The following is a 22316-nucleotide window of genomic DNA, read 5'->3' as shown; positions in this document are numbered from 1 at the left end:
GTATAAATTAACTGTTTAACTGGAATATCTATATAGATTTCCCAAAGTTAAACTTAATTTATACATCTCAAAATATCCGATGATTCTAAGGATTTTTGATGTGTATAAATTAACTGTTTAACTGGAATATCTATAGTATATTAAACAACTTTAAGGTTTAATATATTTTAAAGAAAAAATGTATAAGCACTCATTATTTTCTCTGAAATATATTTTAAGTCTTAATGTTATTTATCTATAAATAAGGTGAAAAATAGCCTAAAAGCCCGGAGGAAGAAATGAAAAAGATTGGATTGATGGGTGGAACATTTGACCCAATTCATTATGGACACCTCGTATTAGCAGAACAAGTAAGAACACGATTTGATTTAGATATGGTATATTTTATTCCCGTGGGGACTCCACCCCATAAAGAGGAAGAAAATATAACTAATAGCGGACATAGGTATTTCATGACATTATTAGCTACCATAACTAATCCCTACTTTGAGATGTCAAAAATTGAGATCGAGAACCATGGGACATCATATACTGTGGATACTATAAAAAAATTCAAAGAAGCTGTTGATTGTGATGCTCAGTTGTATTTTATTACTGGTGCCGACGCAATATATGAGCTTGAAACATGGAAAAATGTTAAAGAGCTTTTGAGCATATGTAATTTTATTGCTGCGGGCAGACCAGGAATTGATGAATATCAAGTTAAAAAGAAAATTGAATACCTAAATAAAAAATATAATGGGAATATAATATTAACTTCTGTACCTGCACTTGCAATTTCATCTACAGATATAAGGCAAAGAATTAAAGAAGGTAAGAGTATAAAATATATCTTACCTGAATCTGTTGAATATTATATATATAAGAATAATCTATATAGAACCCACTAATAAATTTATATTTTGTTTTTTAAAATATGGGATATTTATGGTCTATTCTAAGAAACAAAATGCAAAAGATTTATTGGGATTTCTATATACAAATTATTATTTATGTTTAGAGGTGTAAAAGTTGAAGGATATAGAATTATTAAAGGGTATATTAAGAGATAAATTACCAGAGAAAAGATATATTCATTCTGTAGGAGTTTGCGACACAGCAGTTAAGCTGGCTGAAATATTTAATGTATGTAAGTATAAAGCCGCAGTGGCTGGAATACTGCATGATTATGCAAAGTATCTATCTGAAAATGAGGCTAGACATTATGTAGCAAAATTTCAGATAGAAATAGATGATGTCATGGATAAGCAAATTGATTTGGCCCATGGGCTAATTGGAGCTGAACTTGTTAAAAGAGAGCTAGATATAGAAGATATGGATATATTAAATGCAATAAGATATCATACCGTTGGTAGAAGAAACATGACAGATATAGAAAAAGTTATTTACGTAGCTGACTATATAGAGCCAAACAGAAAGTTTCCTGGGGTTGAAGATATAAGGGGAATAGCTTTAGAGGATTTGGATAAAGCCACACTAATGGCTTTAAATAATTCGATTAATCATGTGATTTCCAGGGGTCTACTTTTACATATCAATAGTATTTTTGCTAGGAATAGTTTGATTTTAAATAATTTAAAGGTTAAATGAATATAATATAGTATGATTTCTTAAATTTTTTCAATTCAAATAGATTGAAGTAATAAGAGATAATGGAGGAATTCAGCTGTGATTTATATTCCCTTTATACTATTTTTGGTTGGGCTTGTTATAATAATTAAGGGTGGAGATTTATTTGTGGATGCTTCAGTTTGGTTTGCCACCATCACGGGGATACCCACTATTATAATAGGGGCAACAATAGTTAGTTTAGCTACAACTTTACCTGAGCTATTTGTTTCTGTTTTTGCTTCAGCTCAAGGCTCACCGGATATGGCCATAGGTAATGCTGTGGGATCAACAATCTGCAATATAGGATTAATACTTTCTACATCAGTACTTTTTGCACCTGGAGATATAAATAGGAAGCTCTTTAGTGAAAAAGGTATACTTATGATAATTTCAACTATACTATTATTAATTTTTAGTAGTGATACAATATTGTCAAAAAGCGAAGGAGCTATTTTACTTGTAGTTTTACTCATATTTATCCAATTAAATCTTAAGCAGTTTAAGGGGAGCAATATACTAGTCGAAAATAAAAAAGTCGAGGGAAGGGTTAAGTCTAAAGCTATTTTAACTAATATTTCTAAATTTGGACTGGGGGCTATTTTTATCATTATCGGAGCCCAACTTTTAGTAAAAAATGGAAGAACAATAGCACTGTTCTTTAATGTTCCTGAGCAAATCATAAGTTTGACCCTAATAGCCCTAGGAACATCTTTGCCGGAACTAACAACCAGTATTACTGCTATAGTAAAGGGCCACGAGGGAATTTCTGTAGGCAATATAATAGGGGCAAATATATTAAATAGTACGATGATACTGGGAACAGCATCTTTTACAACAAAATATGGCCTCGTTATCAGTAAAAGAGATATAGTTGTATTTGGAAGAATATTCAAAGATATTCCCCATACTCTTTATGTTGATTTGCCAGTGTCATTATTACTTATGCTGATATTAGTTGGTTCTGGGATATACAATAGAAAGCTAAAAAGAACCACTGGGAGTATATTGCTTTTAATTTATCTGTTATACTTGACCTTCTTAGGGTATAATGTATTCTTAGGGTAGATAAATTAGGCCTGGTTCTACATATAAGGGAGGATATTAGATGACAAAAAAAGAAAAAGAGCTGGCTTTGAATATCTGTAAAATTTTAGATGGTAAAAAGGGAAAAGATATAGTATTGCTTGATGTTTCTGATATATCGGGCTTCGCAGATTATTTTGTAATTGCAACAGGAACTTCAATAAGGCATACAACTGCTCTAGCTGATGAAGTTGAAAAGCAATTAAGTAAAATCGGTGAAATTATAAATCATAAAGAAGGTCATAATGAGGGAAACTGGATTTTATTAGATTACATGGATATAGTTGTTCATATATTTACAGAAGATGAAAGAAGCTTTTATGATATAGAAAGAATTTGGAAAGGTTCAAAATATATTGAATTAGATATTGACATTGAAAGATAAAATTATTACAATTATTGATAACACAACTTAATAGAGTTTAAATATAGGAGTAGTAGATAGTTATTTTAATTAAAGGTTAATTTAGGTCATTTCACTAAGTGAATTTAGACAATATAAAAGGGCCCAATACTATAGGGCTTTTTAAGTGTATAGCCTTCAGAGAGTCGATGGTTGGTGGGAATCGATATAGATAGCTTTTGAACTTGCCTTAGCCCAGATTAGTTATAGAAAGTTTGAAAATATTATTTTAGTTTTAAGTTTTCTATGAATAATCTAGGTAGATATTAGGTTGGTTACCTTTAAAAAACCATATAAGTGGACATAGTGTCAAATAGGGTGGTACCGCGGGAAGAATCTCGTCCCTATATAGTTAGGGGCAGTTAATTTTGGGTACCGTTTTTTTTATACCTAAATACCCATTATATTAGAATACTTTCCACACATGGGAAAAATAAGTTGAAGGAGGCAAATCCATGACAAAATATAATTTTAATGAAATTGAAGAAAAATGGCAAAAAAAATGGCAAGAAGAAAAAGCATTCAAGGTTGATGAAAATTTTGATAAAGAGAAGTATTATTGCCTTGAGATGTTTCCATATCCTTCAGGTAAATTGCATATGGGGCATGTAAGAAACTATTCAATTGGGGATGTTGTTGCGAGGTTTAAGACTATGAATGGCTACAATGTTCTTCATCCAATCGGATGGGACGCATTTGGACTTCCAGCAGAAAATGCAGCTATAAAGCATGATATTCATCCAGATAAATGGACTAAAGAAAATGTTGCTGAAATGCAAAAACAGTTACAAGAATTAGGAATTAGTTATGATTGGGATAGAGAAGTTACTACGTGCCTACCCGATTATTATAAATGGACTCAATGGATGTTCTTGAAGTTTTATGAGCATGGATTAGCATATAAGAAGAAGTCACCTGTTAACTGGTGTCCATCATGTGAGACTGTTCTAGCTAATGAGCAGGTTGTTAATGACAGATGCGAAAGATGTGAGACTGTAGTTATTAAAAAGAATCTTGAACAATGGTATTTTAAGATAACAGACTATGCCGATAAATTACTTAAGGATATTGATAAACTAACGGGTTGGCCTGAAAAAGTTAAAACCATGCAGTCAAATTGGATTGGCAGAAGTTATGGAGCCCAAATGTCATTTGAAGTTGAAGGGACTGATAAGGCCCTAGATATATTTACTACTAGACCAGATACAATCTATGGTGTAACATTTATGGTTTTAGCACCAGAGCATCCTTTAGTGAAGGAATTAGTAAGTGGTAGTGAATATGAGAGCGATGTATTAGCATTTGTTAATAAATTACAACATGCCACAACCATTGAAAGAACTGCAAGTAATGTAGAAAAAGAGGGTATATTTACTGGTAAATATGCAGTAAATCCACTAAATAATAAAAAAATTCCGATTTATATTGCTAATTATGTACTTATGGATTATGGAACAGGCGCCATTATGGCTGTACCAGCCCATGACGAAAGAGATTTTGAGTTTGCAAAAAAATATGATATTGATATAGTACCAGTCATAAAACCTGAGGACCTAGATAAAGTAGAAGATCTAGAATTACCATATATTGAAAGAGGTGTAATGGTAAATTCAGATGAATTTGATGGACTACAAAACGTGGATGGTTTAGAGAAAATCATACAGTTTATGGAATCTAATAATTATGGTAAAAGAACTATTAATTATAGACTTAGAGACTGGTTGATATCTCGCCAGAGATACTGGGGAACACCAATACCTATGGTATATTGTGAAAAATGTGGTATTGTACCTGTACCGGAAAAAGATTTGCCTGTATTACTTCCAACAGATGTTGTATTTAGCGGAAAAGGAGAATCACCATTGACAACAAGTGAATCCTTTAAAAATACTCCTTGTCCTAAATGTGGAGCTATGGCTAAAAGAGAAACTGATACCATGGATACATTTGTTGACTCATCTTGGTATTTCTTAAGATATACTGATCCCAAGAATGCAGATAAGCTTTTCGATAAGAAAAAAGCAGCTTACTGGATGGATGTAGACCAATATATTGGTGGAGTAGAGCATGCTATTTTACATCTTCTATATGCAAGATTTTTTACAAAGGTTCTTCATGATATAGGATTATCTCCTGTTGACGAGCCATTTAAGAATCTATTGACTCAAGGCATGGTGCTTAAAGACGGAGCTAAGATGTCAAAGTCTAAAGGTAATGTAGTAAGTCCTAAGGAAATAATTTCTGAGTATGGTGCTGATACAGCAAGACTATTTATTCTATTTGCTGCACCACCTGAAAGAGATTTAGAGTGGAGCGATACAGGAGTAGAGGGATCCTTTAGATTTTTAAATAGGGTTTGGAGATTAGTAGATGAGCTCAAGGAATATGTTTTATCCTCAGAAAATGCAGCTATAGTGATAAAAGGAAAAGAAGATAAAGAATTGAACTATGTGATTAACAATACAGTTAAAAAAGTTACTGAGGATATAAGTCAAAGATTCAATTTTAATACTGCAATTAGTGCTATTATGGGTCTTGTAAATGAGACATATAAATATAAGGAAATAGATAAAGAAAAAATAAATTCTGATTTAATCACAAAGTCTGTAGAAACTATTTTAGTGCTTCTTTGTCCATTTGCTCCCCACATGACAGAAGAGTTATGGAGTATACTTGACAAAAAAGGAAGCGTACACAATGAAGCTTGGCCAAAGTACGACGAAAAGGCCCTAGTAAAAGAAGAGGTAGAAATAGTTTTACAGGTGAATGGAAAAGTAAGGGATAAAATCAATGTAAGTAAAGATATGACAAAGGATGGAATAGGAAAATTAGCCTTAGATAACGAAAAGATAAAATCGTTTATAGATGGGAAGAATATTATAAAAGTTATTTGTATTCCTGGAAAATTAGTTAATATTGTTGCAAAATAATATTCATATTTAGGGGGAGAATTTGATGGATAGGACGTTGAACCCGATTTTGAAAAGCTATATACCCATTGTAGAAGGTTTATCGAAAACATTCGGGAAAAACTGTGAAGTCATTCTTCATGATTTTAGTAGGATGGAAAGTTCTATAGTTGCTATCAAGAACGGTCATGTGACTGGTAGAAGTGTAGGAAGTCCTATGACAGAAGTGGGATTAAAGGCAGTACGTAAAGGTAGTATAAAGGACAATATAATAAATTATACTGGAAAGAGTCTTGAAGGAAGAGCCTTAAAATCCTCAACAATGTTTATAAAGGATGAGAATGATGTGGTATTAGGGTGCCTTTGTATAAACTTTGATCTATCTGAGTTAGTGGTTGCAAAAAAGGTAATAGATGAGTTAACAAAGACTGAAGTTTCAGAAACCGAAAAGAGTTCCCAGGATAGTGGAAATAGAGTAAACGATGTATTGATTGATATTGTGAAAAATACATTGGATGAAGTGGGTAAACCAGTAGCTTATATGGGGAAAGAAGAAAAAGTAAATATTGTTAAGAAACTGGATAATCAAGGAGCCTTTTTAATAAAGGGAGCTATAGATTATGTGGCTAAGGTACTTTGTGTTTCAAGATATACTATATATAATTATTTAGATGAGATTAGAGTAGATACAAAATAAATGGAGTTGTATAGAGATTTAAGTTCTATTAGGTCATATATATATACATTTATTTGGTTTTTATAGGTTAACACTTTGTTTGTTATTACAATTTATATAATATTAGGAGGGTTTAATTATGGATTTAAAAGTAATACATACTGATAAGGCACCTGCAGCTGTTGGCCCCTATTCACAGGCTATTTTAGCAGGAAATCTACTTTTTGTTTCTGGACAGATACCATTTAATTCTGCTACTGGTGAAATGGTACAGGGAAGCATTGAAGATGAGACAAGACAATGCTTAGAAAATGGAAAAGCTATACTAGAAGAGGCTGGTACAACACTTGAAAATGTAATAAAGGCAACTGTTTTCATTAAGGATATGAATCAATTTGGTAGAATAAATGAAGTATATGGACAATATTTTAATACTCATAAGCCTGCTAGAGCATGTGTTGAGGTGGCAAGATTGCCTAAGGATGTAAATGTAGAAATAGAAATGATAGCAGTTGTTAAATAAAAAAAGCGACTCTTAGGTCGCTTTTTTTTTTACCATTTCCATCTTCTACGTTTTCTTCTAACTCTTCTTATAGTTACTACTGTTCTCCAGACTAGAAAAACAACAATTACTCCAAGTATTATCTTATATAGTGACATATTTTGGGGGTCTTGTATTCTTTTAATTATCTTATATAACTGCTTCTCATCTACAGAACTCTTAGCAATCAAATTTGTACTACCTATAACCTCACCATTAAGACTAAAGGAAACGGTACCTAATACTTCTCCCTTAGTTATAGGGGCTTTTATATCTGAACTCAGTTCAATTTTTTGCTTTATATTAGATTCTATGGTATCATTAGGAACAATTTTTGAAATACTATCCTGGGTTAGTAAATCTAAGGTTTTCTCAATCCCATTTTCAATTTCAATTGTTTTTAGGTTAGTACCAGAATTAATAACATTTATTTTCTTAAAATTATCAAAACCATAGTCAATCAGCTTTCTTGAGTCCAAATACTGATTAGGTCTATTAGTCTTTAAAACAACAGAAATAACTCTTCTATTGTCCTTAAATGCAGTTGAAACAAGGCATTGTTCTGCTTTAGTAGTATATCCAGTTTTGATACCATCAACTATATCATATTTTATATCAATCCATTTACCCTTATATTTTATTTGATTGCTAGGGCCAATTCCATGAAGAAGTCTATTTCTATTTCTAAAATATCTAATTTCAGGAGTTTTTTCTGTTGCTGGTATTTGATATTTTATGGTTTTAACAATTTCCTTAAACTTAGGTAATGTCATACCGTATTTAGCAATCATGGATAAATCATAAGCCGTAGTTACATGTTTTTCATCGGGGAGTCCGTGGGGATTTGTAAAATTAGTATTTAGGGCACCTAACTCTTTGGCTCTTTTATTCATCAGTTTTGCAAATTCTTCAGTACTTCCAGCAATATGCTTTGCTAATGCAACAGCGGAATCATTAGCCGACTCTATCAATAGGGCATGCAATAATTGATCAACGGTAAATTCTTCGCCTTCTTTAACATACATACGGCTGCCATCAGTAAAAGGAGTTTGTTTATCTATAATAATTTTGTCAGTAAGATTTGTATTTTCTAAAGTCAATATTGCTGTCATTATTTTAGTTGTACTAGCCGGATACATCTGTTTATGAGAATTTTTTTCAAAGAGAACTTCGCCAGTGTCAAAATCGATCAAAACACAACTTTCAGAAGAAATATCAATATGGGGCGGAGAAGCTATGGCAAAACTACTAAATGTGGATGTTATTATAATACTTACTATGAGCATTACTACAAATATTCGTTTCATGTTTTCACCTCTAGTTAAATTATGTTTCTATAAAGCTCGATATTTAAGAAAGCATAATAAAGATTTTTTAAAGCACTATATACAGTATAACAAAAATAAAAAAAAATTTTAAGTATTTATGGCTAAAAAGAAGGTTATAGAAATAAAAGGTAGAAATAATAACTATAATTTCCATAATAAAGAATAAATGTAATGAGCTATATTGAAGGGGTTAGGCTTTGAGAAAAGGAGGATAATTTGTGAAAAAAGTGACCAAAAAAGAAATTATTTTGATCATAATATTTATAGTTTTAGTAGTTTTTTTTAATATTAAAAATTTTACCTATAAAGAAAATCAGAAGATAGTAATTGAAGAGGAAATAGGAGTTATTGAGGACAAAGATGAAAAGAACAGTCAGCAGGATACCGCTCAAGAGACCCATCTGGAGAAAAAAGAGCCGAAAAAAATTAAAATTGATATATGTGGCGCCGTAAAAAAACCTGGGGTTATAATTCTAGCAGAAGGTGACAGGGTAATTGATGCAATAAATAGGGCTGGTGGACTAACGGATAAAGCCGATGTATTAAGGATTAATAGATCTAAGTATGTAAATGACGGTGAAAAGATTATCATTCCTGAAATTGGTGAAAAAATTGATATTGGGGTCAGTAGTGACTCTGATATAATAGGGATTGATAAAAAAATAAATATCAACACCGCAACAAAGGAGCAACTAACTAAGCTAGATGGTATAGGTGAATCTATAAGCGAGAGGATAATAAAATATAGACAAAAAAATAATGGATTCAAAAGCATTGAAGATATCAAGAATGTGAGTGGGATAGGTTCAAACAAATTTGAGCAGATTAAAGATAGTATAAAAGTTAAGTAGAATATGTTAATATAGAAGATAGATATTGGGTTTTAAGCATTAGTTTAAGTGAGCAAATTGCATAATTACTTTCTATAAAACCATCTACTATATGTAGTTTTAAAATCCCCAAAGCTATGCCATCAAATATGCTTATATCTTAAGTAATTAAATTAAGGATGATATTCCCATATGCAGTTTTGCCAAGTAAGAGTTATGTAATTTCCTCAAGTATAAATTTAGTGGTATATAAGCCACATATGTTGATTTTTGGAGGTGGTATATGTGAAAGACTTAAAGAATAAAAGATTAACGGAATTAAGTAGTAGTTCTGGCTGAGCGGCTAAAATTGGTCCTGAGACCTTGGCACAGGTTCTGTGTCAGCTACCACCAGTTGAAAGTGATAGGCTATTAGTTGGACTAGATACATCCGACGATGCTGCCGTATATAAGCTAAACGATGATACGGCTTTAATACAAACTCTGGATTTCTTTACACCGGTAGTAGATGATCCCTATGTTTTTGGACAAATAGCTGCCGCTAACTCATTAAGTGATGTTTATGCAATGGGAGGCAAACCAATTTTGGCTTTAAATATAGTATGCTTTCCTACATGCCTATCTATGGATATATTGGCAGAGATATTAAAGGGAGGAAGCGATAAGGTAAAGGAAGCAGGAGCCCTATTAGTAGGGGGTCACACTGTGGATGATAATGAGCCTAAGTATGGCTTGTCTGTGACTGGTACTGTCAACCCCGATAAGGTTTTAAGTAATTCAAATGCAAAGCCTGGAGATATATTAATATTGACTAAGCCTATAGGGGTTGGAATATTGAATACAGCTATAAAGGCTGATATGCTTGATGAACCCATACAAAAAAAGGCAATAGATGCAATGATAAGCTTAAATGATATTGCAGCTGAGGGAATGGCCATGACTAAGGTGAATTCATGCACAGATATCACAGGTTTTGGATTTTTAGGTCACGCCTTTGAGATGGCAAAGGGAAGTGATGTATCAATAATAATAGACTCAGAAGCCGTACCTGTTATTGAAGGGGCTATAGAAAATGCTCAAATGGGTTTAGTTCCTGCAGGTGCATATAGGAACGAAGCTTTTATAGGGGATAATGTAAAGTATGAAAATGATATACCTGTTTACATGAAGGATATTCTATTCGATCCCCAGACGTCAGGGGGATTGCTCATTTCTATTGAAAAAGAAAAGGCAGATATTTTATTAGAGTATTACGACAAAAATCTAAAAACAGAATTTAGTATTGTTGGCGAAGTAACAGAGAAACAGGAAAATTACTTAATAGTAAGATAAGCACCCCAGATGGGGGCTTATCTTAGATTGTTGACAAAGTCGACAAGATGACAGGCTGCCTAAAAATCTGAAGTTCGAGGCGTGCTGAAAGCGAGAGGCCGCAGCGTATATGGACATACGTAAGAGTTCTTGCTTGAAGCAACAACGAAGAAATTCGGGTTTTTAGGTAGCCTGAGATAAGCACCCCAGATGGGTGCTTATCTTCGTTTTTCTCTTCTTTCATAATCAGAAGTCATTTTAAAGATTAAGGGACTCAGGGTCAGCAATGCAATTAGGTTTGGTATAGCCATTAAACCGTTAAATGTGTCAGAAATATTCCAAACAAATCTCAAAGGTATAAAGGCACCAATCCAACATAGTGATATCCATGCTATTTTGTATAGTACAATGATTTTTACACCAGCGATATACTCAAGACACTTAGAGCCGTAGTAGTACCAACCAAGTATTGTAGAAAATGCAAAGAACACTAAGCCAAAGGATACTATAAATGATCCAAATCCCACTAGGGATTTGCTGAAAGCCGTAGTTGTTAATGCAGCTCCTGTAAGGGGCTTACCAAACTGACTGACAAATGTAGCATAAGCTTCTGTACCAGCAGATGGGATTTCTGTGACTTTAACTAAATTACCGGTAGTGGTTGTAATCATCATCACTTTATCTGTGCCGATTTCAATTAGACCGGACACTAGAATAACTAAAGCCGTCATAGTACAGACAACCAAGGTATCTAAGAAAGATCCCAAAGAACCTATTATACCTTGTTTAACAGGATCATTATTTTTTGAAGCAGCATGTGCTATGGGGGCACTACCAAGGCCCGCTTCGTTTGAAAATACACCACGAGCAACACCAAAGCGTATGACTGTTCCAATCAATCCTCCACCAACTGCCTTAGCAGTAAAAGCATTTGAAAAAATCATAGAAAAAGCGGCCGGTATCATGGCTGATTTATTAAATAATACTATCAAAGCACCTATAATATAAATTACAGCCATAGCTGGAACTATTTTATCCGTAACATTAGCTATACTTTTTATGCCGCCGAGAATTACTAAGGCTACTGCAATGGCAATAAAAATTCCTGAAATTTTTGGGTCGATTCCAAATGTAGTTTGTAATGATTCTGCAACTGAGTTAGCCTGAACCATATTACCAATACCAAAGGATGCAAAAAAACCAAAAAATGCGAATAGCCAACCAAGCCAAGCAAAATTACCACCAAACCTATCTCTCATTCCAAGTTTGATGTAATACATTGGACCACCGGATTTTTCTCCCCTCTCATTAGTTGTCCTGTATTTTATTGCTAGTAATGCTTCACTATATTTTGTTGCTCCACCAAAGGCTGCAGTAACCCACATCCAAAACACTGCACCGGGACCTCCAGCAGCTATTGCTGTTGCCACACCAGCGATATTCCCTGTACCTATGGTAGCAGCTAGAGATGTCATCAATGCTTGAAATGGAGTAATATCTCCGTCACCGGCATGTTGCTTTGAAAAAAGTAGCTTAAAAGCATATCCTAATCTTCTAAATTGAACAACTCTTGTGCCTAGTGTAAGAATAACACCTGTTCCAACTAGGAATAGAATCATAAAGCCGCCCCAAGCAAAACCGTTTATACTACTTATAATTGCATTCAAAGTATCCATAAATAACCTCCCAATATAGATAATGTGTACTTTAGTTTTTGAAATAAAGCTAGAATCCTTTCTTTAAATTAATTTCTGCTTTGTAAAGCCACTAAAAAGTTCTATAGTGTAAGAAATTGTTTAATCCTTAGATATTAATATATTTTGCAAAATCTTAGAAACTATGTACTCTATTTATGGGATACATAATAATGGAAATTTCTTAGGTACAACTTATTTTTATTAAAAGAAGTAAAAATTATGTTATAATTTTATAGAAAAAAATTTATAATCTATATAGAATGAACTTATATAGAGATTTCAATAAAAACTTTTATTTATGCATAAAAAATTCCCAAAGATATGGGATAGATGTTTTTTGTTGAAAGTAATTATGCAATTTGCTTAATCAATTTTGGGTATATTATAAAGGAAAATAGAATAGCATTAGGACATTTAAAATATTTTAGGAGTGAAAAAAATGAATAAAAAAGATTTGCTTGTAAATCTACCAAAGGTAGATGAAGTACTAAATAATGAAAAGATAAAAGAAATAGGAATGAGCTTTCCTAGAATAACAATAGTTGATGCAATTAGAAATAGAATTGATGGACTTAGAAAATCCATATTGAATTTAGAAAAAGATAGCTTAGAAGGATTTGAAATAAGCATAGCTAATATAGTTAAAGATATTGTATTTGATGTTGTAAATGCAAACAAAATGAGTCTAAGAAGAGTTATAAATGCCACGGGAGTTGTTTTGCATACCAATTTAGGTAGAGCATTGATTAGTGATAAAATACTTAAGGATTTAAGTGAGGTTGCGAGTAATTACTCAACATTGGAATTCGATATTTCTACTGGGAAAAGAGGTTCTAGATATTCCCACATAGAAGAGATTATATGTAAGCTAACTGGAGCTGAAGGTGCGTTGGTGGTCAATAATAATGCTGCGGCGGTATTACTTGTTCTGAATTCAATTGCAAAGGGTAAGGAAGTAATTGTTTCTAGAGGACAACTGGTTGAAATAGGAGGCTCGTTTAGAGTACCGGAGGTAATGGAACAGGGTGGAGCTATATTAAAAGAAGTTGGAACCACCAATAAAACCCATATATCTGATTACCAGAATAATATAGACGAAGAAACTGCTGCTTTATTAAAGGTGCATACAAGCAATTATAAAATATTAGGATTTACTAAAGAAGTAGATGTTGAAGAAATGGCGTCGGTAGGGAAAAAATACAATATACCTGTTATTGAAGATATAGGCAGTGGGACACTAGTGGATCTATCAAAATATGGTTTAGCATATGAACCTACAGTCCTAGAAAGCTTATCAAAGGGTGCAGATATAGTTACATTTAGTGGGGACAAGCTTTTAGGAGGACCTCAGGCTGGTATAATTGTTGGAAAGAAAAAGTATATAGAAAAGATGAAAAAAAATCAACTTACAAGAGCTTTGAGAGTTGATAAAATGACATTAACAGCCCTAGAAGCGACATTCAGATTGTATTTAGATGAGGATATGGCCTTAAAACACATTCCTACTTTAAGAATGTTGACAATGGATATAAATGAAATAAAAGAAAAGGCTGAGGCCCTATATAGAAAAATTGTAGAATATACAGATGAAATTTCGGCTGAAATTAAGGAGGGATATTCACAAGTGGGTGGAGGAGCAATGCCTTTAGAAGATTTACCGACTTACTTAATTTCACTTGAGACAAAGATATTAAGTTCAAAGAGACTTGAGGAGTTCCTTAGGGGAAATGATTTGCCCATAATCTGTAGAATAAACGATGATAGAGTACTATTAGATGTTAGAACCATAAAAGAAGAGGAATTTGAAGTTATTGCTAAAGCTCTTAAGAATTTTGAAAATAGGAGGCAAAAATGAAGAATATTATAATTGGTACTGCAGGACATATTGACCATGGTAAGACAACTTTAATTAAAGCACTTACTGGGATAGAGACGGATAGACTAAAGGAAGAAAAGAAAAGAGGAATCACCATCGAACTTGGATTTGCTTTCTTTGATCTACCAAATGGAAAAAAAGCAGGAATTGTGGATGTTCCAGGTCATGAACGATTCATCAAAAATATGCTTGCAGGGGTTAGTGGAATAGATTTAGTATTACTTGTAATCGCTGCAGATGAAGGCGTTATGCCCCAAACTCAAGAGCATCTAGATATATTATCTATCCTAGATGTAGAAAAAGGAATTATTGTGCTAACAAAGTGTGATCTAGTAGATGATGAATGGGTAAAGCTTGTAAAGGAAGATTTGAATGAAAGGGTGAAAGGAACATTTTTAGAGAATGCTCCAGTAGTTCCCGTTTCGTCCATTGAAGGAATAGGTCTTGACAAGCTAAAGGAGTATATTACACGTTACACTGAAGAAGTACCTGAAAAAAATGTCTCTGAGCCCCTAAGGCTTCCTATAGATAGGGTATTTACAATGTCTGGGTTCGGAACAATAGTAACGGGCACATTGATTGAAGGAACAGTAGATGAAAAGCAGGCTCTTACCATATATCCTAAGGGACTGGAAGCGAGGGTAAGGAATATTCAAGTACATGGAAATTCTGTTTCTAAAGCTTATGCTGGACAAAGGGTGGCAATAAACTTAACTGGTATTAAGAAAGAAGATATATCTAGGGGAGATATATTAGCAGATGAGCATACCATGAAGAGTACAATGATAATCGATGTTAAGTTAAACCTACTAAAAAGCTCTAATAGAAAAATAGAGCATTGGAGCAGATTGAGATTTTATCATGGAACTAAAGAAATATTATGTAGGGTGGCACTTCTTGACAGGGAGGAGTTAAATCCTGGTGAAAGCTGCTATGCCCAATTAAGATTAGAAGAGGAAACAGCCTGTAAATATAACGATAGATTTGTTGTAAGATTCTATTCTCCCCTTGAAACTATTGGGGGAGGAGTTGTTTTAGATCCTAATGCAGTAAAACACAAAAGGGCTAATGAAGATGTGATTAGTGAATTAGAGGCTAAAAGTGAAGGAAACAAGGATACCATAATTGAGACGGCTTTGAAAAAATTTAGTAGCGAGTTTCCAAATATAAAATTTGTTTCTGTACAAACTGGATTGTCAGAGAGAATAGTTGAAAAGGCTTATGAAGTCTTTACTAAACAAAAAATAGCCATAGAATTTTCAAACGGAAGGTATGTTCATAGAGATTTTATTGAACAAGCTGAAGAACAGCTTACTAGCTTTCTTTCTAAGTTCCATAAAAAACATTCTTTAAAACCAGGTGTTCCTAAAGAGGAAATAAGGAGTAGATTCTTTAAAAACACTAAGGGTAAGCTTTTCGATGAAATAATGGATATTTATGAAAAAAATGATATATTAAAGGTCTTTGGGGACACAGTAGCTTTAAAGGGATTTGAAGTTCAGTTGTCAAAGGAGCAAACTGCTTTAAAGGATAAAATACTTAAGATATATAAAGATGATGAATTTAAACCTCCTGTGGTGAAGGATGTTTTTAAAATGGTTAATATTGGGGAAAAGGACAAAGCTATTATTGAAGTTATGCTAAGTATGGGTCTGTTAATCAAAGTTAACGAAGATATTTTATTTGAAACAGAAGCCTATAATAAAGCAAAAAAGCTTTTAATAGATTACTTTGCAGAAAATAAAGATATAGCCTTAGGAGACTATCGTAATATTTTAGATACATCAAGAAAATATGTAGTACCTCTTTTAGAACATTTCGACTCCATAAAGCTGACTAAACGTGTTGGGGATAAAAGAGTTTTATATTGTTAGATGATATTATTTTATGTCATAAAATGTAATTTCCTTGAAAAATAGACAGAAAAGAATTATTATTAAGGTAATGATTAATAATAAATTATAATATAGACTTTGTGATAGGGCGAGAGAAAAAACTAATGAGGTGATTTTTAATGTCAAAGAGGATTTTGGTTGTAGATGATGAGGAAATCTTGTTAAAGGGTTTAAAATACAGCCTAGAACAAGATGAATATGAGATAGATACTGCTGTTGATGGAATGGAAGCCTATGAAAAAGCAATTAACAACAGCTATGAATTGATTGTTTTAGATTTGATGTTACCTAAAATGGACGGTTTAGAAGTATGTAAAAAGATTAGGGAAGAATCCATGGTTCCCATAATCATTTTGACAGCTAAGGGAGAAGATACTAGTAAGGTACTAGGCTTAGAATATGGAGCGGATGATTATTTAACAAAGCCATTTAACATACTAGAATTAAAGGCAAGAATTAAAGCCATTTTTAGAAGAGTGCATGTTAAGGAGAATGTTGTACATACTAATATATCCAATATTGATGATTTTACTATAAACACCCTTGGAAGAAAGGTTAGCCTTGGTGGAAAAGATATCAATCTAACTGCAAAGGAATTTGATCTACTTTTACTATTAGCAACTAATCCAGGGAAGATTCATTCTAGGGAAGAGCTTTTAGAGACCATATGGGGGTACGAATACTTTGGTGATGTAAGAACTGTGGATGTTCATGTTAGAAGACTAAGGGAAAAGATAGAGAAAAACTCCAGCCAACCTGAATATATTTTAACCAAATGGGGAGTTGGTTATTATTTTAGAAATAAATAACAAGTTCAAAGGATTAAGGTGGAAATTAGTTTCCACCTATTTATTATTGGTTTTTTTGACAATCCTACTTATAAACTCCTTTATTAGTGAATCACTTAGAATTAATTATATAAACGAGAAAAAAATTAGTTTGCTCACACAAAGTAATATTATCGCCGATAGATTATCTCCCTATATATCTGAAATCAATAGTAAGTATGTAAATGAAATGGTTGCTGATATAGCCACCAGGTTAAGTCTTGAAATAAATTCAAGGGTAATGATTTCAGATTTGAATGGCAAAATACTAATCGATTCATATAATACCCTAGAGGGTGATCGGTTGAGTGAAGAAGAGCTTTCCTTAGCCTTACTTGGGAAAAACGTTGCTAAACAGCATTATCTTCAAGATTATGGCAGAGTTATGTATGTGGCGGTGCCAATAGTAAGCAAGGGAAGAATTCTAGGGGCAGTATTCATATCTTCTTCCTTGGAGGATATATTTTTAAATATAAAAAGAACAATGCAAAAGTTTATGCTTTTATCCTTTTTTAGTTTGGCTATAACTGCTTTTATTAGTTTTGTATTTGCGGATATAATTTCAAAACCAATTGAGAGGTTAACGGAGGCCGTAAAAAGAATGGCTCAAGGTAAATTTAATCAAAAGGTAGAAGTCTATGGTAATGATGAAATAAGTAATTTAGGAAGGGCCTTTAATTTAATGACAACAAAGCTTGATCAAGTGGATAAGCAGAGAAGGGAATTCGTGGCAAATGTATCCCATGAACTCAGAACTCCCCTCAGTTCCATAAAGATATTATCGGAATCCTTAATTCATCAAGATCATGCTCCGGAAGAAATATACAAAGAATTTCTTACGGATATTGATTCGGAAGTAGATAGATTAAATAAGATAATTGATAGTTTGTTATATTTAGTTGATCTAGAAAAGGAGACAATTGATTTAGATTATCAATTGACCTATGTTAATTATTTAATTCAAAAAGTTATTAGTAGCTTAAAGCCTCTAGCTGATAAAAAAAATATTGAATTAAACTTCACTGAGAAAACAAAAATACAGGTTATGCTTGATAAGTTTAAAATTCAGCAAAGTCTGATTAATATAATTGGAAATGCAATCAAATATACCCCAGAAAATGGAAAAGTTAATATAGACCTATATTCAGAACAAAATAAATTTATTATTAAGATAAAGGATAATGGTATAGGTATCCCAGAAGATGAATTACCATTTATATTTGATAGATTCTATCGAGTAGATAAGGCGAGGGCAAGAAAATCTGGTGGAACAGGATTGGGGTTATCAATTACCCAACAGCTTATTGCATTACATCAGGGTGAAATTAGTGTTGAAAGTGAAGTTAATAAAGGTACCACAATCTATATAGTATTACCGCTGAAGGCAACTGTTTAAAATTAATGATAAGCAACTTTAGGGCTTTATAAATTAAAATAAAGAATGAACAATATAGAGATTCCAGTGAAAACTTTAATTAGGAATATCTATAGTACAGGAGTTTGAAATTTATTTTAAGTTTCAACCCAGATTATTCAAGGACATAGCAGAGTTTTAAATTTCCTATGAATAGTATGGGGATAATGTTGTTTATTTATAGGAGGTTATGGTTTTGAAATCTTTCTATAGATTATATGTTTTTTTACTAATCATATGTGTCTTAATATTATTGGGAGTAGCTTTTCGAGAGGATATTAGCATATCGGATAATGTAAAGCCGATACCACCTGTTCCTGAAGAAATTACTTCTACCGTTAAGTTGTTTTTTGCAGATAAGAATAGATTGGCTGTAGAGAATAGAACCATTACTACTAAGGATATGAATTTTGAAGAGGTTATTGTTGAAGAACTAATTAATGGGCCGAGGAATAAGACTCTGATAGCTACTATTCCTAATTATACAGTGATTCTTTCCATAGAGACTATTGACAATATATGTTATGTAAATTTTTCTAGGAGCTATATTGAAAATGAGAAATGGGAAGAGCTTGAAGAAGATCTAATTATTTGGTCAGTTGTGAACTCATTAACTCAACTAGATTACATACAAAAAGTTCAGATTTTAGTTGAAGGTGGGAAGATTGATTACTTACATAGTGAAAATGCATTAAACCAGCCATTTACCACAAGGGAGGACATAGTTCAAACCAGTGATGTTACCCACTTTACTGTTGTAAAGGATTTCTTGGATAGCTTAGTAATGGAGAGATATGATAAGGCCTATTCTATGCTGGATAAGGGGAGTTCAATGAGGGTTGGATTTCAAGAATTTAGGGCATTGATGTCGGATTATATCAAAGAGCTAAGGGGTTATGAAATAGTACTATATAATACACAAAAATTTAGTGATAAGACTATTATTTCATTAAAGTATTCGAGAAGCGATGAGGATGAAAGTATTGCGCTTTATCAGGAATGGATATTAATAGAAGTAGATGGGGAGTTTAAAATAGTATTGGGTAATAGGGAAGATTATATTAGGCAACAAAATAATTAAAGTAACTATTCTTTGCCACTTGAAGCTCTAAAAGTTTCAAGTGGCTTTTTATATATTTATAGCTCTAATGTGTAGGAAAAAGGAATATAAATATTATATGAGTTTGTTGAAAGGAGAAATATCTAATGAAACTTGCCAAATTTGTTGACGAATTACCAATTATCAAGACTCTTAGGGCAAAGGGTAAAATAAATGGTATCACTTATTATGAATTGACCATGAATCAGTTCAAACAAAAACTCCATAGGGATCTCCCTGCAACTTTAGTATGGGGATTCGAAGGAAGCTACCCTGGACCAACTATAGAAGCCAAGAGAAATAAACCCATAAAAGTTAAATGGATAAATGATCTGCCTAATAAGCATTTGCTGCCTATTGATACTACAGTACATGGAGCAGGCTCCGATACACCAAGAGTTAGAACCGTTATACATCTTCATGGAGCTGTTGTAGAACCAGAGAGTGATGGATATCCAGAAGCTTGGTTTACAAAAGGATATAAGGAGGTGGGGCCATATTTTACTAGGAAGATATATGACTATCCCAACATACAGCGAGGGGCCACTCTATGGTATCATGCCCATGCTATTGGCATTACACGCCTTAATGTATATGCGGGATTGGCCGGGGCCTATATTATTCGTGATAATCATGAAAAATGCCTAGGGCTTCCAGGGGGACGTTATGAGATAACATTGCTTATACAAGATAGATCATTTAATGATGATGGTTCCCTTTATTATCCCTGTGGACCTGAGCAGCCAATACCTAATGTATGTCCTTCAGTAGTTCCTGATTTTTTTGGAGATACCATAATGGTAAATGGTAAGGTTTGGCCATACTTGGAGGTTGAACCAAGAAAATATAGATTTAGGATTATCAATGGATCAAACTCCAGATTCTATAGAATGAGACTTTCTTCTGATCAACCATTTTATCAAATTGGAACCGATGGGGGACTTCTGGAAGCTCCTATCATCACAAAAGAAATTCTATTGGCACCAGCGGAAAGGGCAGACGTAATAATAGATTTTTCAAAATTTTGGGGTCAAAATATTGTGATCACTAATGATGCACCTTCTCCCTTTCCTAGAGGAAATCCTGTAGATTCTAAAACCGAGGGCAAAATCATGCAGTTTAGAGTTATACTTCCTCCTTCAAGCTATGACTATAGCCTAATTCCATGTAGATTAAGTACAGTAATCCCACTACAACAAAAGGAAGCACGGGTGATAAGGAACTTAACTCTAGAAAGACAAACCGATAAATATGGTAGGGCCTTTCTTCTCCTTGATGGTAAAATATGGGATGATCCTATTACAATTAAACCTAAATTTGGGAGTGTTGAGGTTTGGAATCTAATTAATCTTGCGAACTCTACTCATCCTATACATATACATTTAGTTAATTTTCAAATCCTAGATAGACAGCCCTTTGATGTGGAATATTACAATAATACCAAAGAAATTCTATTTACTGGCCCCCGTATATTACCTCAGCTTAATGAAAGAGGATGGAAGGACACAGTCAGAGCCAATCCCAGTGAAATAACAAGAATCATTATGAAGTTTATACCCTATACAGGATTGTATCCTTGGCACTGCCATATATTAGAGCATGAAGACCATGAAATGATGAGACCCTATGAAATTATCTATTAAGTGAGCAAATTGCATAATTAAAGTTTCAGCAAATAAAAAAATATTGACAAACGTTTTCCAAGTATGATATTATTTACCTATAATAACAAATGATAATTTAGGTACGTTACTTTTCCATGGGCGTAAACCTATGTACTAATGCAAAGTCGATATTGTATTAGGATGTAGGTTTGCGTCTTTTTACTTATACAGGAGGTGTAATTTTGATTGATACAAATTATCGTATATTGAAGGTTTTAAATAATAATATAATTTTAGCCTATGATTTTAATAACAAAATGGACACCATCCTCATGGGAAAGGGTATCGGGTTTGGTAAGAAAGAAAATAAAAAGGTACATATTTCAGATGAAGACATTCAAAGGTCATTTATGGCATATAGTGAAAAAATGAAAACGGATTATTTTAGGCTTATTAAGCAGATAGATTCTAGCGTTATTGAAATAAGTGAGAAAATCATCGATTTGGCGGAAGGAAAATTAGGGGAACTGGATAACCATATACATATTTTGTTGTCGGATCATATAGCCTTTGCCATTGAAAGGGTAGAAACGGGATTGAAAATAGAAAACCCATTTATAGATGAAATAGAAATAATATATCCAGAGGAATATGATATCGCATATAAAGGTATAGAAATGATAAAGGAAAAGTTAAATATTGATCTGGGCTTTGGAGAAATAGGTTTTATTGCAATGCATTTACATTCCAGTAGAAATAACGTCAATGTCAGAGAAACCGTAAAAAATGCCAGGATTTTAAATGAAATAATTGGAATTATAGAAGAAGGATTAAACATAACCTTAGATAAATCCACATATAGTTATAAGAGACTAATTAATCATCTTCAAGGAGCATTGGATAGGGTCAGAAATAAAAAGTATATAGATAATCCATTACTGGAGAATATAAAAAAAGAATTTACGGACTCATTTGAAATTATAAAAAAGATAAAGGTTAAAATTGAACAAGAGTATGAAGTAGAGGTTCCGGAACAAGAACTTGGATATATGACCATTCATATTGAGAGACTTAAAATTAAATAAAAAAGGTGTGTTACTGTTAAATCAGGCATTAACCTAATAGATTGAAATATCCTTCTATTGGTTGATGCTTTTTTTAATAAATAGGACAATTACATAATTGGGTATTGGATTACTTAAATAAATCGTA

General features: G+C 32.9%; 18 protein-coding genes. 16 read left to right on the top strand and 2 right to left on the bottom strand.

All coding sequences use genetic code 11. The features are described 5' to 3' along the window. Positions 1 to 278 precede the first annotated feature (278 nt). The 7 genes from nadD (at position 279) to N4A68_16285 (ending at position 7205) form a co-directional block, all read left to right on the top strand. Positions 279 to 890: a nicotinate-nucleotide adenylyltransferase gene (gene nadD / locus N4A68_16315; GenBank protein ID MCT4565862.1), complete on the top strand. Its 612-nt coding sequence runs from the start codon at positions 279 to 281 to the stop codon at positions 888 to 890. Positions 891 to 1011: 121 nt separating this feature from the next. Beyond that, positions 1012 to 1590, top strand: a complete 579-nt coding sequence (gene yqeK, locus N4A68_16310) for a bis(5'-nucleosyl)-tetraphosphatase (symmetrical) YqeK (GenBank protein MCT4565861.1) — start codon at positions 1012 to 1014, stop codon at positions 1588 to 1590. Positions 1591 to 1668: 78 nt separating this feature from the next. After that, on the top strand, positions 1669 to 2676 hold the full coding sequence (locus N4A68_16305; protein ID MCT4565860.1) for a calcium/sodium antiporter: 1008 nt from the start codon (positions 1669 to 1671) through the stop codon (positions 2674 to 2676). Between the two features lie 40 nt (positions 2677 to 2716). Then, the gene (gene rsfS / locus N4A68_16300) at positions 2717 to 3079 is read left to right on the top strand and encodes a ribosome silencing factor (GenBank protein ID MCT4565859.1); all 363 of its coding nucleotides are present in this window, start codon (positions 2717 to 2719) and stop codon (positions 3077 to 3079) included. Positions 3080 to 3552: 473 nt separating this feature from the next. Beyond that, on the top strand, positions 3553 to 6027 hold the full coding sequence (gene leuS, locus N4A68_16295) for a leucine--tRNA ligase (protein MCT4565858.1): 2475 nt from the start codon (positions 3553 to 3555) through the stop codon (positions 6025 to 6027). A 25-nt stretch (positions 6028 to 6052) separates the two neighbouring features. Continuing rightward, positions 6053 to 6703, top strand: coding sequence for a PAS domain-containing protein (locus tag N4A68_16290; protein MCT4565857.1), 651 nt, complete (start codon positions 6053 to 6055; stop codon positions 6701 to 6703). A gap of 118 nt (positions 6704 to 6821) precedes the next feature. Continuing rightward, on the top strand, positions 6822 to 7205 hold the full coding sequence (locus N4A68_16285) for a RidA family protein (protein ID MCT4565856.1): 384 nt from the start codon (positions 6822 to 6824) through the stop codon (positions 7203 to 7205). Between the two features lie 29 nt (positions 7206 to 7234). Here the strand turns inward: N4A68_16285 and N4A68_16280 are convergent, their stop codons facing one another. Continuing rightward, a complete protein-coding gene (locus N4A68_16280; protein MCT4565855.1) occupies positions 7235 to 8530 on the bottom strand; it encodes a D-alanyl-D-alanine carboxypeptidase in 1296 nt (431 codons plus the stop codon). Positions 8531 to 8769: 239 nt separating this feature from the next. Here N4A68_16280 and N4A68_16275 point away from each other — a divergent pair, with 239 nt between their 5' ends. Together N4A68_16275 and selD are read left to right on the top strand one after the other, a co-directional pair. Beyond that, complete coding sequence (locus tag N4A68_16275) at positions 8770 to 9402, top strand: helix-hairpin-helix domain-containing protein (GenBank protein MCT4565854.1); 633 nt, start codon at positions 8770 to 8772, stop codon at positions 9400 to 9402. Positions 9403 to 9666: 264 nt separating this feature from the next. Next, entirely contained in the window at positions 9667 to 10713 is a 1047-nt protein-coding gene (gene selD, locus N4A68_16270; GenBank protein ID MCT4565853.1) for a selenide, water dikinase SelD, read from the top strand. A 197-nt stretch (positions 10714 to 10910) separates the two neighbouring features. On the opposite strand, the gene N4A68_16265 is transcribed toward selD, so the two are convergent. Continuing rightward, positions 10911 to 12368 (bottom strand): sodium:alanine symporter family protein, encoded by a 1458-nt coding sequence (locus N4A68_16265; protein MCT4565852.1) that lies wholly within the window; start codon positions 12366 to 12368, stop codon positions 10911 to 10913. A gap of 460 nt (positions 12369 to 12828) precedes the next feature. Between N4A68_16265 and selA the strand changes: the two genes are divergently transcribed. The 7 genes from selA (at position 12829) to N4A68_16230 (ending at position 22189) form a co-directional block, all read left to right on the top strand. Beyond that, on the top strand, positions 12829 to 14244 hold the full coding sequence (selA, locus tag N4A68_16260; protein ID MCT4565851.1) for an L-seryl-tRNA(Sec) selenium transferase: 1416 nt from the start codon (positions 12829 to 12831) through the stop codon (positions 14242 to 14244). Continuing rightward, positions 14241 to 16139, top strand: coding sequence for a selenocysteine-specific translation elongation factor (selB, locus tag N4A68_16255; protein MCT4565850.1), 1899 nt, complete (start codon positions 14241 to 14243; stop codon positions 16137 to 16139). Before selA ends, selB begins: the two co-directional genes overlap by 4 nt. A 140-nt stretch (positions 16140 to 16279) precedes the next feature. Then, entirely contained in the window at positions 16280 to 16969 is a 690-nt protein-coding gene (locus tag N4A68_16250) for a response regulator transcription factor (GenBank protein ID MCT4565849.1), read from the top strand. A 130-nt stretch (positions 16970 to 17099) separates the two neighbouring features. Beyond that, complete coding sequence (locus N4A68_16245) at positions 17100 to 18383, top strand: cell wall metabolism sensor histidine kinase WalK (GenBank protein ID MCT4565848.1); 1284 nt, start codon at positions 17100 to 17102, stop codon at positions 18381 to 18383. 214 nt (positions 18384 to 18597) lie between these two features. Further along, the gene (locus N4A68_16240) at positions 18598 to 19482 is read left to right on the top strand and encodes a GerMN domain-containing protein (protein MCT4565847.1); all 885 of its coding nucleotides are present in this window, start codon (positions 18598 to 18600) and stop codon (positions 19480 to 19482) included. 125 nt (positions 19483 to 19607) lie between these two features. Next, the gene (locus N4A68_16235; GenBank protein ID MCT4565846.1) at positions 19608 to 21143 is read left to right on the top strand and encodes a multicopper oxidase; all 1536 of its coding nucleotides are present in this window, start codon (positions 19608 to 19610) and stop codon (positions 21141 to 21143) included. A gap of 203 nt (positions 21144 to 21346) precedes the next feature. Beyond that, positions 21347 to 22189: a PRD domain-containing protein gene (locus N4A68_16230; protein MCT4565845.1), complete on the top strand. Its 843-nt coding sequence runs from the start codon at positions 21347 to 21349 to the stop codon at positions 22187 to 22189. The last annotated feature ends 127 nt before the right edge of the window (positions 22190 to 22316 follow it).

It is taken from the genome of Maledivibacter sp. (assembly GCA_025210375.1).
GTDB lineage: Bacteria > Bacillota > Clostridia > Peptostreptococcales > Caminicellaceae > JAOASB01.
The sequence above is the reverse complement of the archived record's forward strand: the minus strand, read 5'-3'. Positions and strand labels throughout refer to the sequence as shown.

Coding starts and splice junctions, on each gene's coding strand:
- nadD (MCT4565862.1), top strand. CDS start 279: ATGAAAAAGATTGGATTGATGGGTGGAACATTTGACCCAATTCATTAT.
- rsfS (MCT4565859.1), top strand. CDS start 2,717: ATGACAAAAAAAGAAAAAGAGCTGGCTTTGAATATCTGTAAAATTTTA.
- leuS (MCT4565858.1), top strand. CDS start 3,553: ATGACAAAATATAATTTTAATGAAATTGAAGAAAAATGGCAAAAAAAA.
- N4A68_16290 (MCT4565857.1), top strand. CDS start 6,053: ATGGATAGGACGTTGAACCCGATTTTGAAAAGCTATATACCCATTGTA.
- N4A68_16285 (MCT4565856.1), top strand. CDS start 6,822: ATGGATTTAAAAGTAATACATACTGATAAGGCACCTGCAGCTGTTGGC.
- N4A68_16280 (MCT4565855.1), bottom strand. CDS start 8,530: ATGAAACGAATATTTGTAGTAATGCTCATAGTAAGTATTATAATAACA.
- N4A68_16265 (MCT4565852.1), bottom strand. CDS start 12,368: ATGGATACTTTGAATGCAATTATAAGTAGTATAAACGGTTTTGCTTGG.
- selA (MCT4565851.1), top strand. CDS start 12,829: ATGAATAAAAAAGATTTGCTTGTAAATCTACCAAAGGTAGATGAAGTA.
- selB (MCT4565850.1), top strand. CDS start 14,241: ATGAAGAATATTATAATTGGTACTGCAGGACATATTGACCATGGTAAG.
- N4A68_16250 (MCT4565849.1), top strand. CDS start 16,280: ATGTCAAAGAGGATTTTGGTTGTAGATGATGAGGAAATCTTGTTAAAG.
- N4A68_16235 (MCT4565846.1), top strand. CDS start 19,608: ATGAAACTTGCCAAATTTGTTGACGAATTACCAATTATCAAGACTCTT.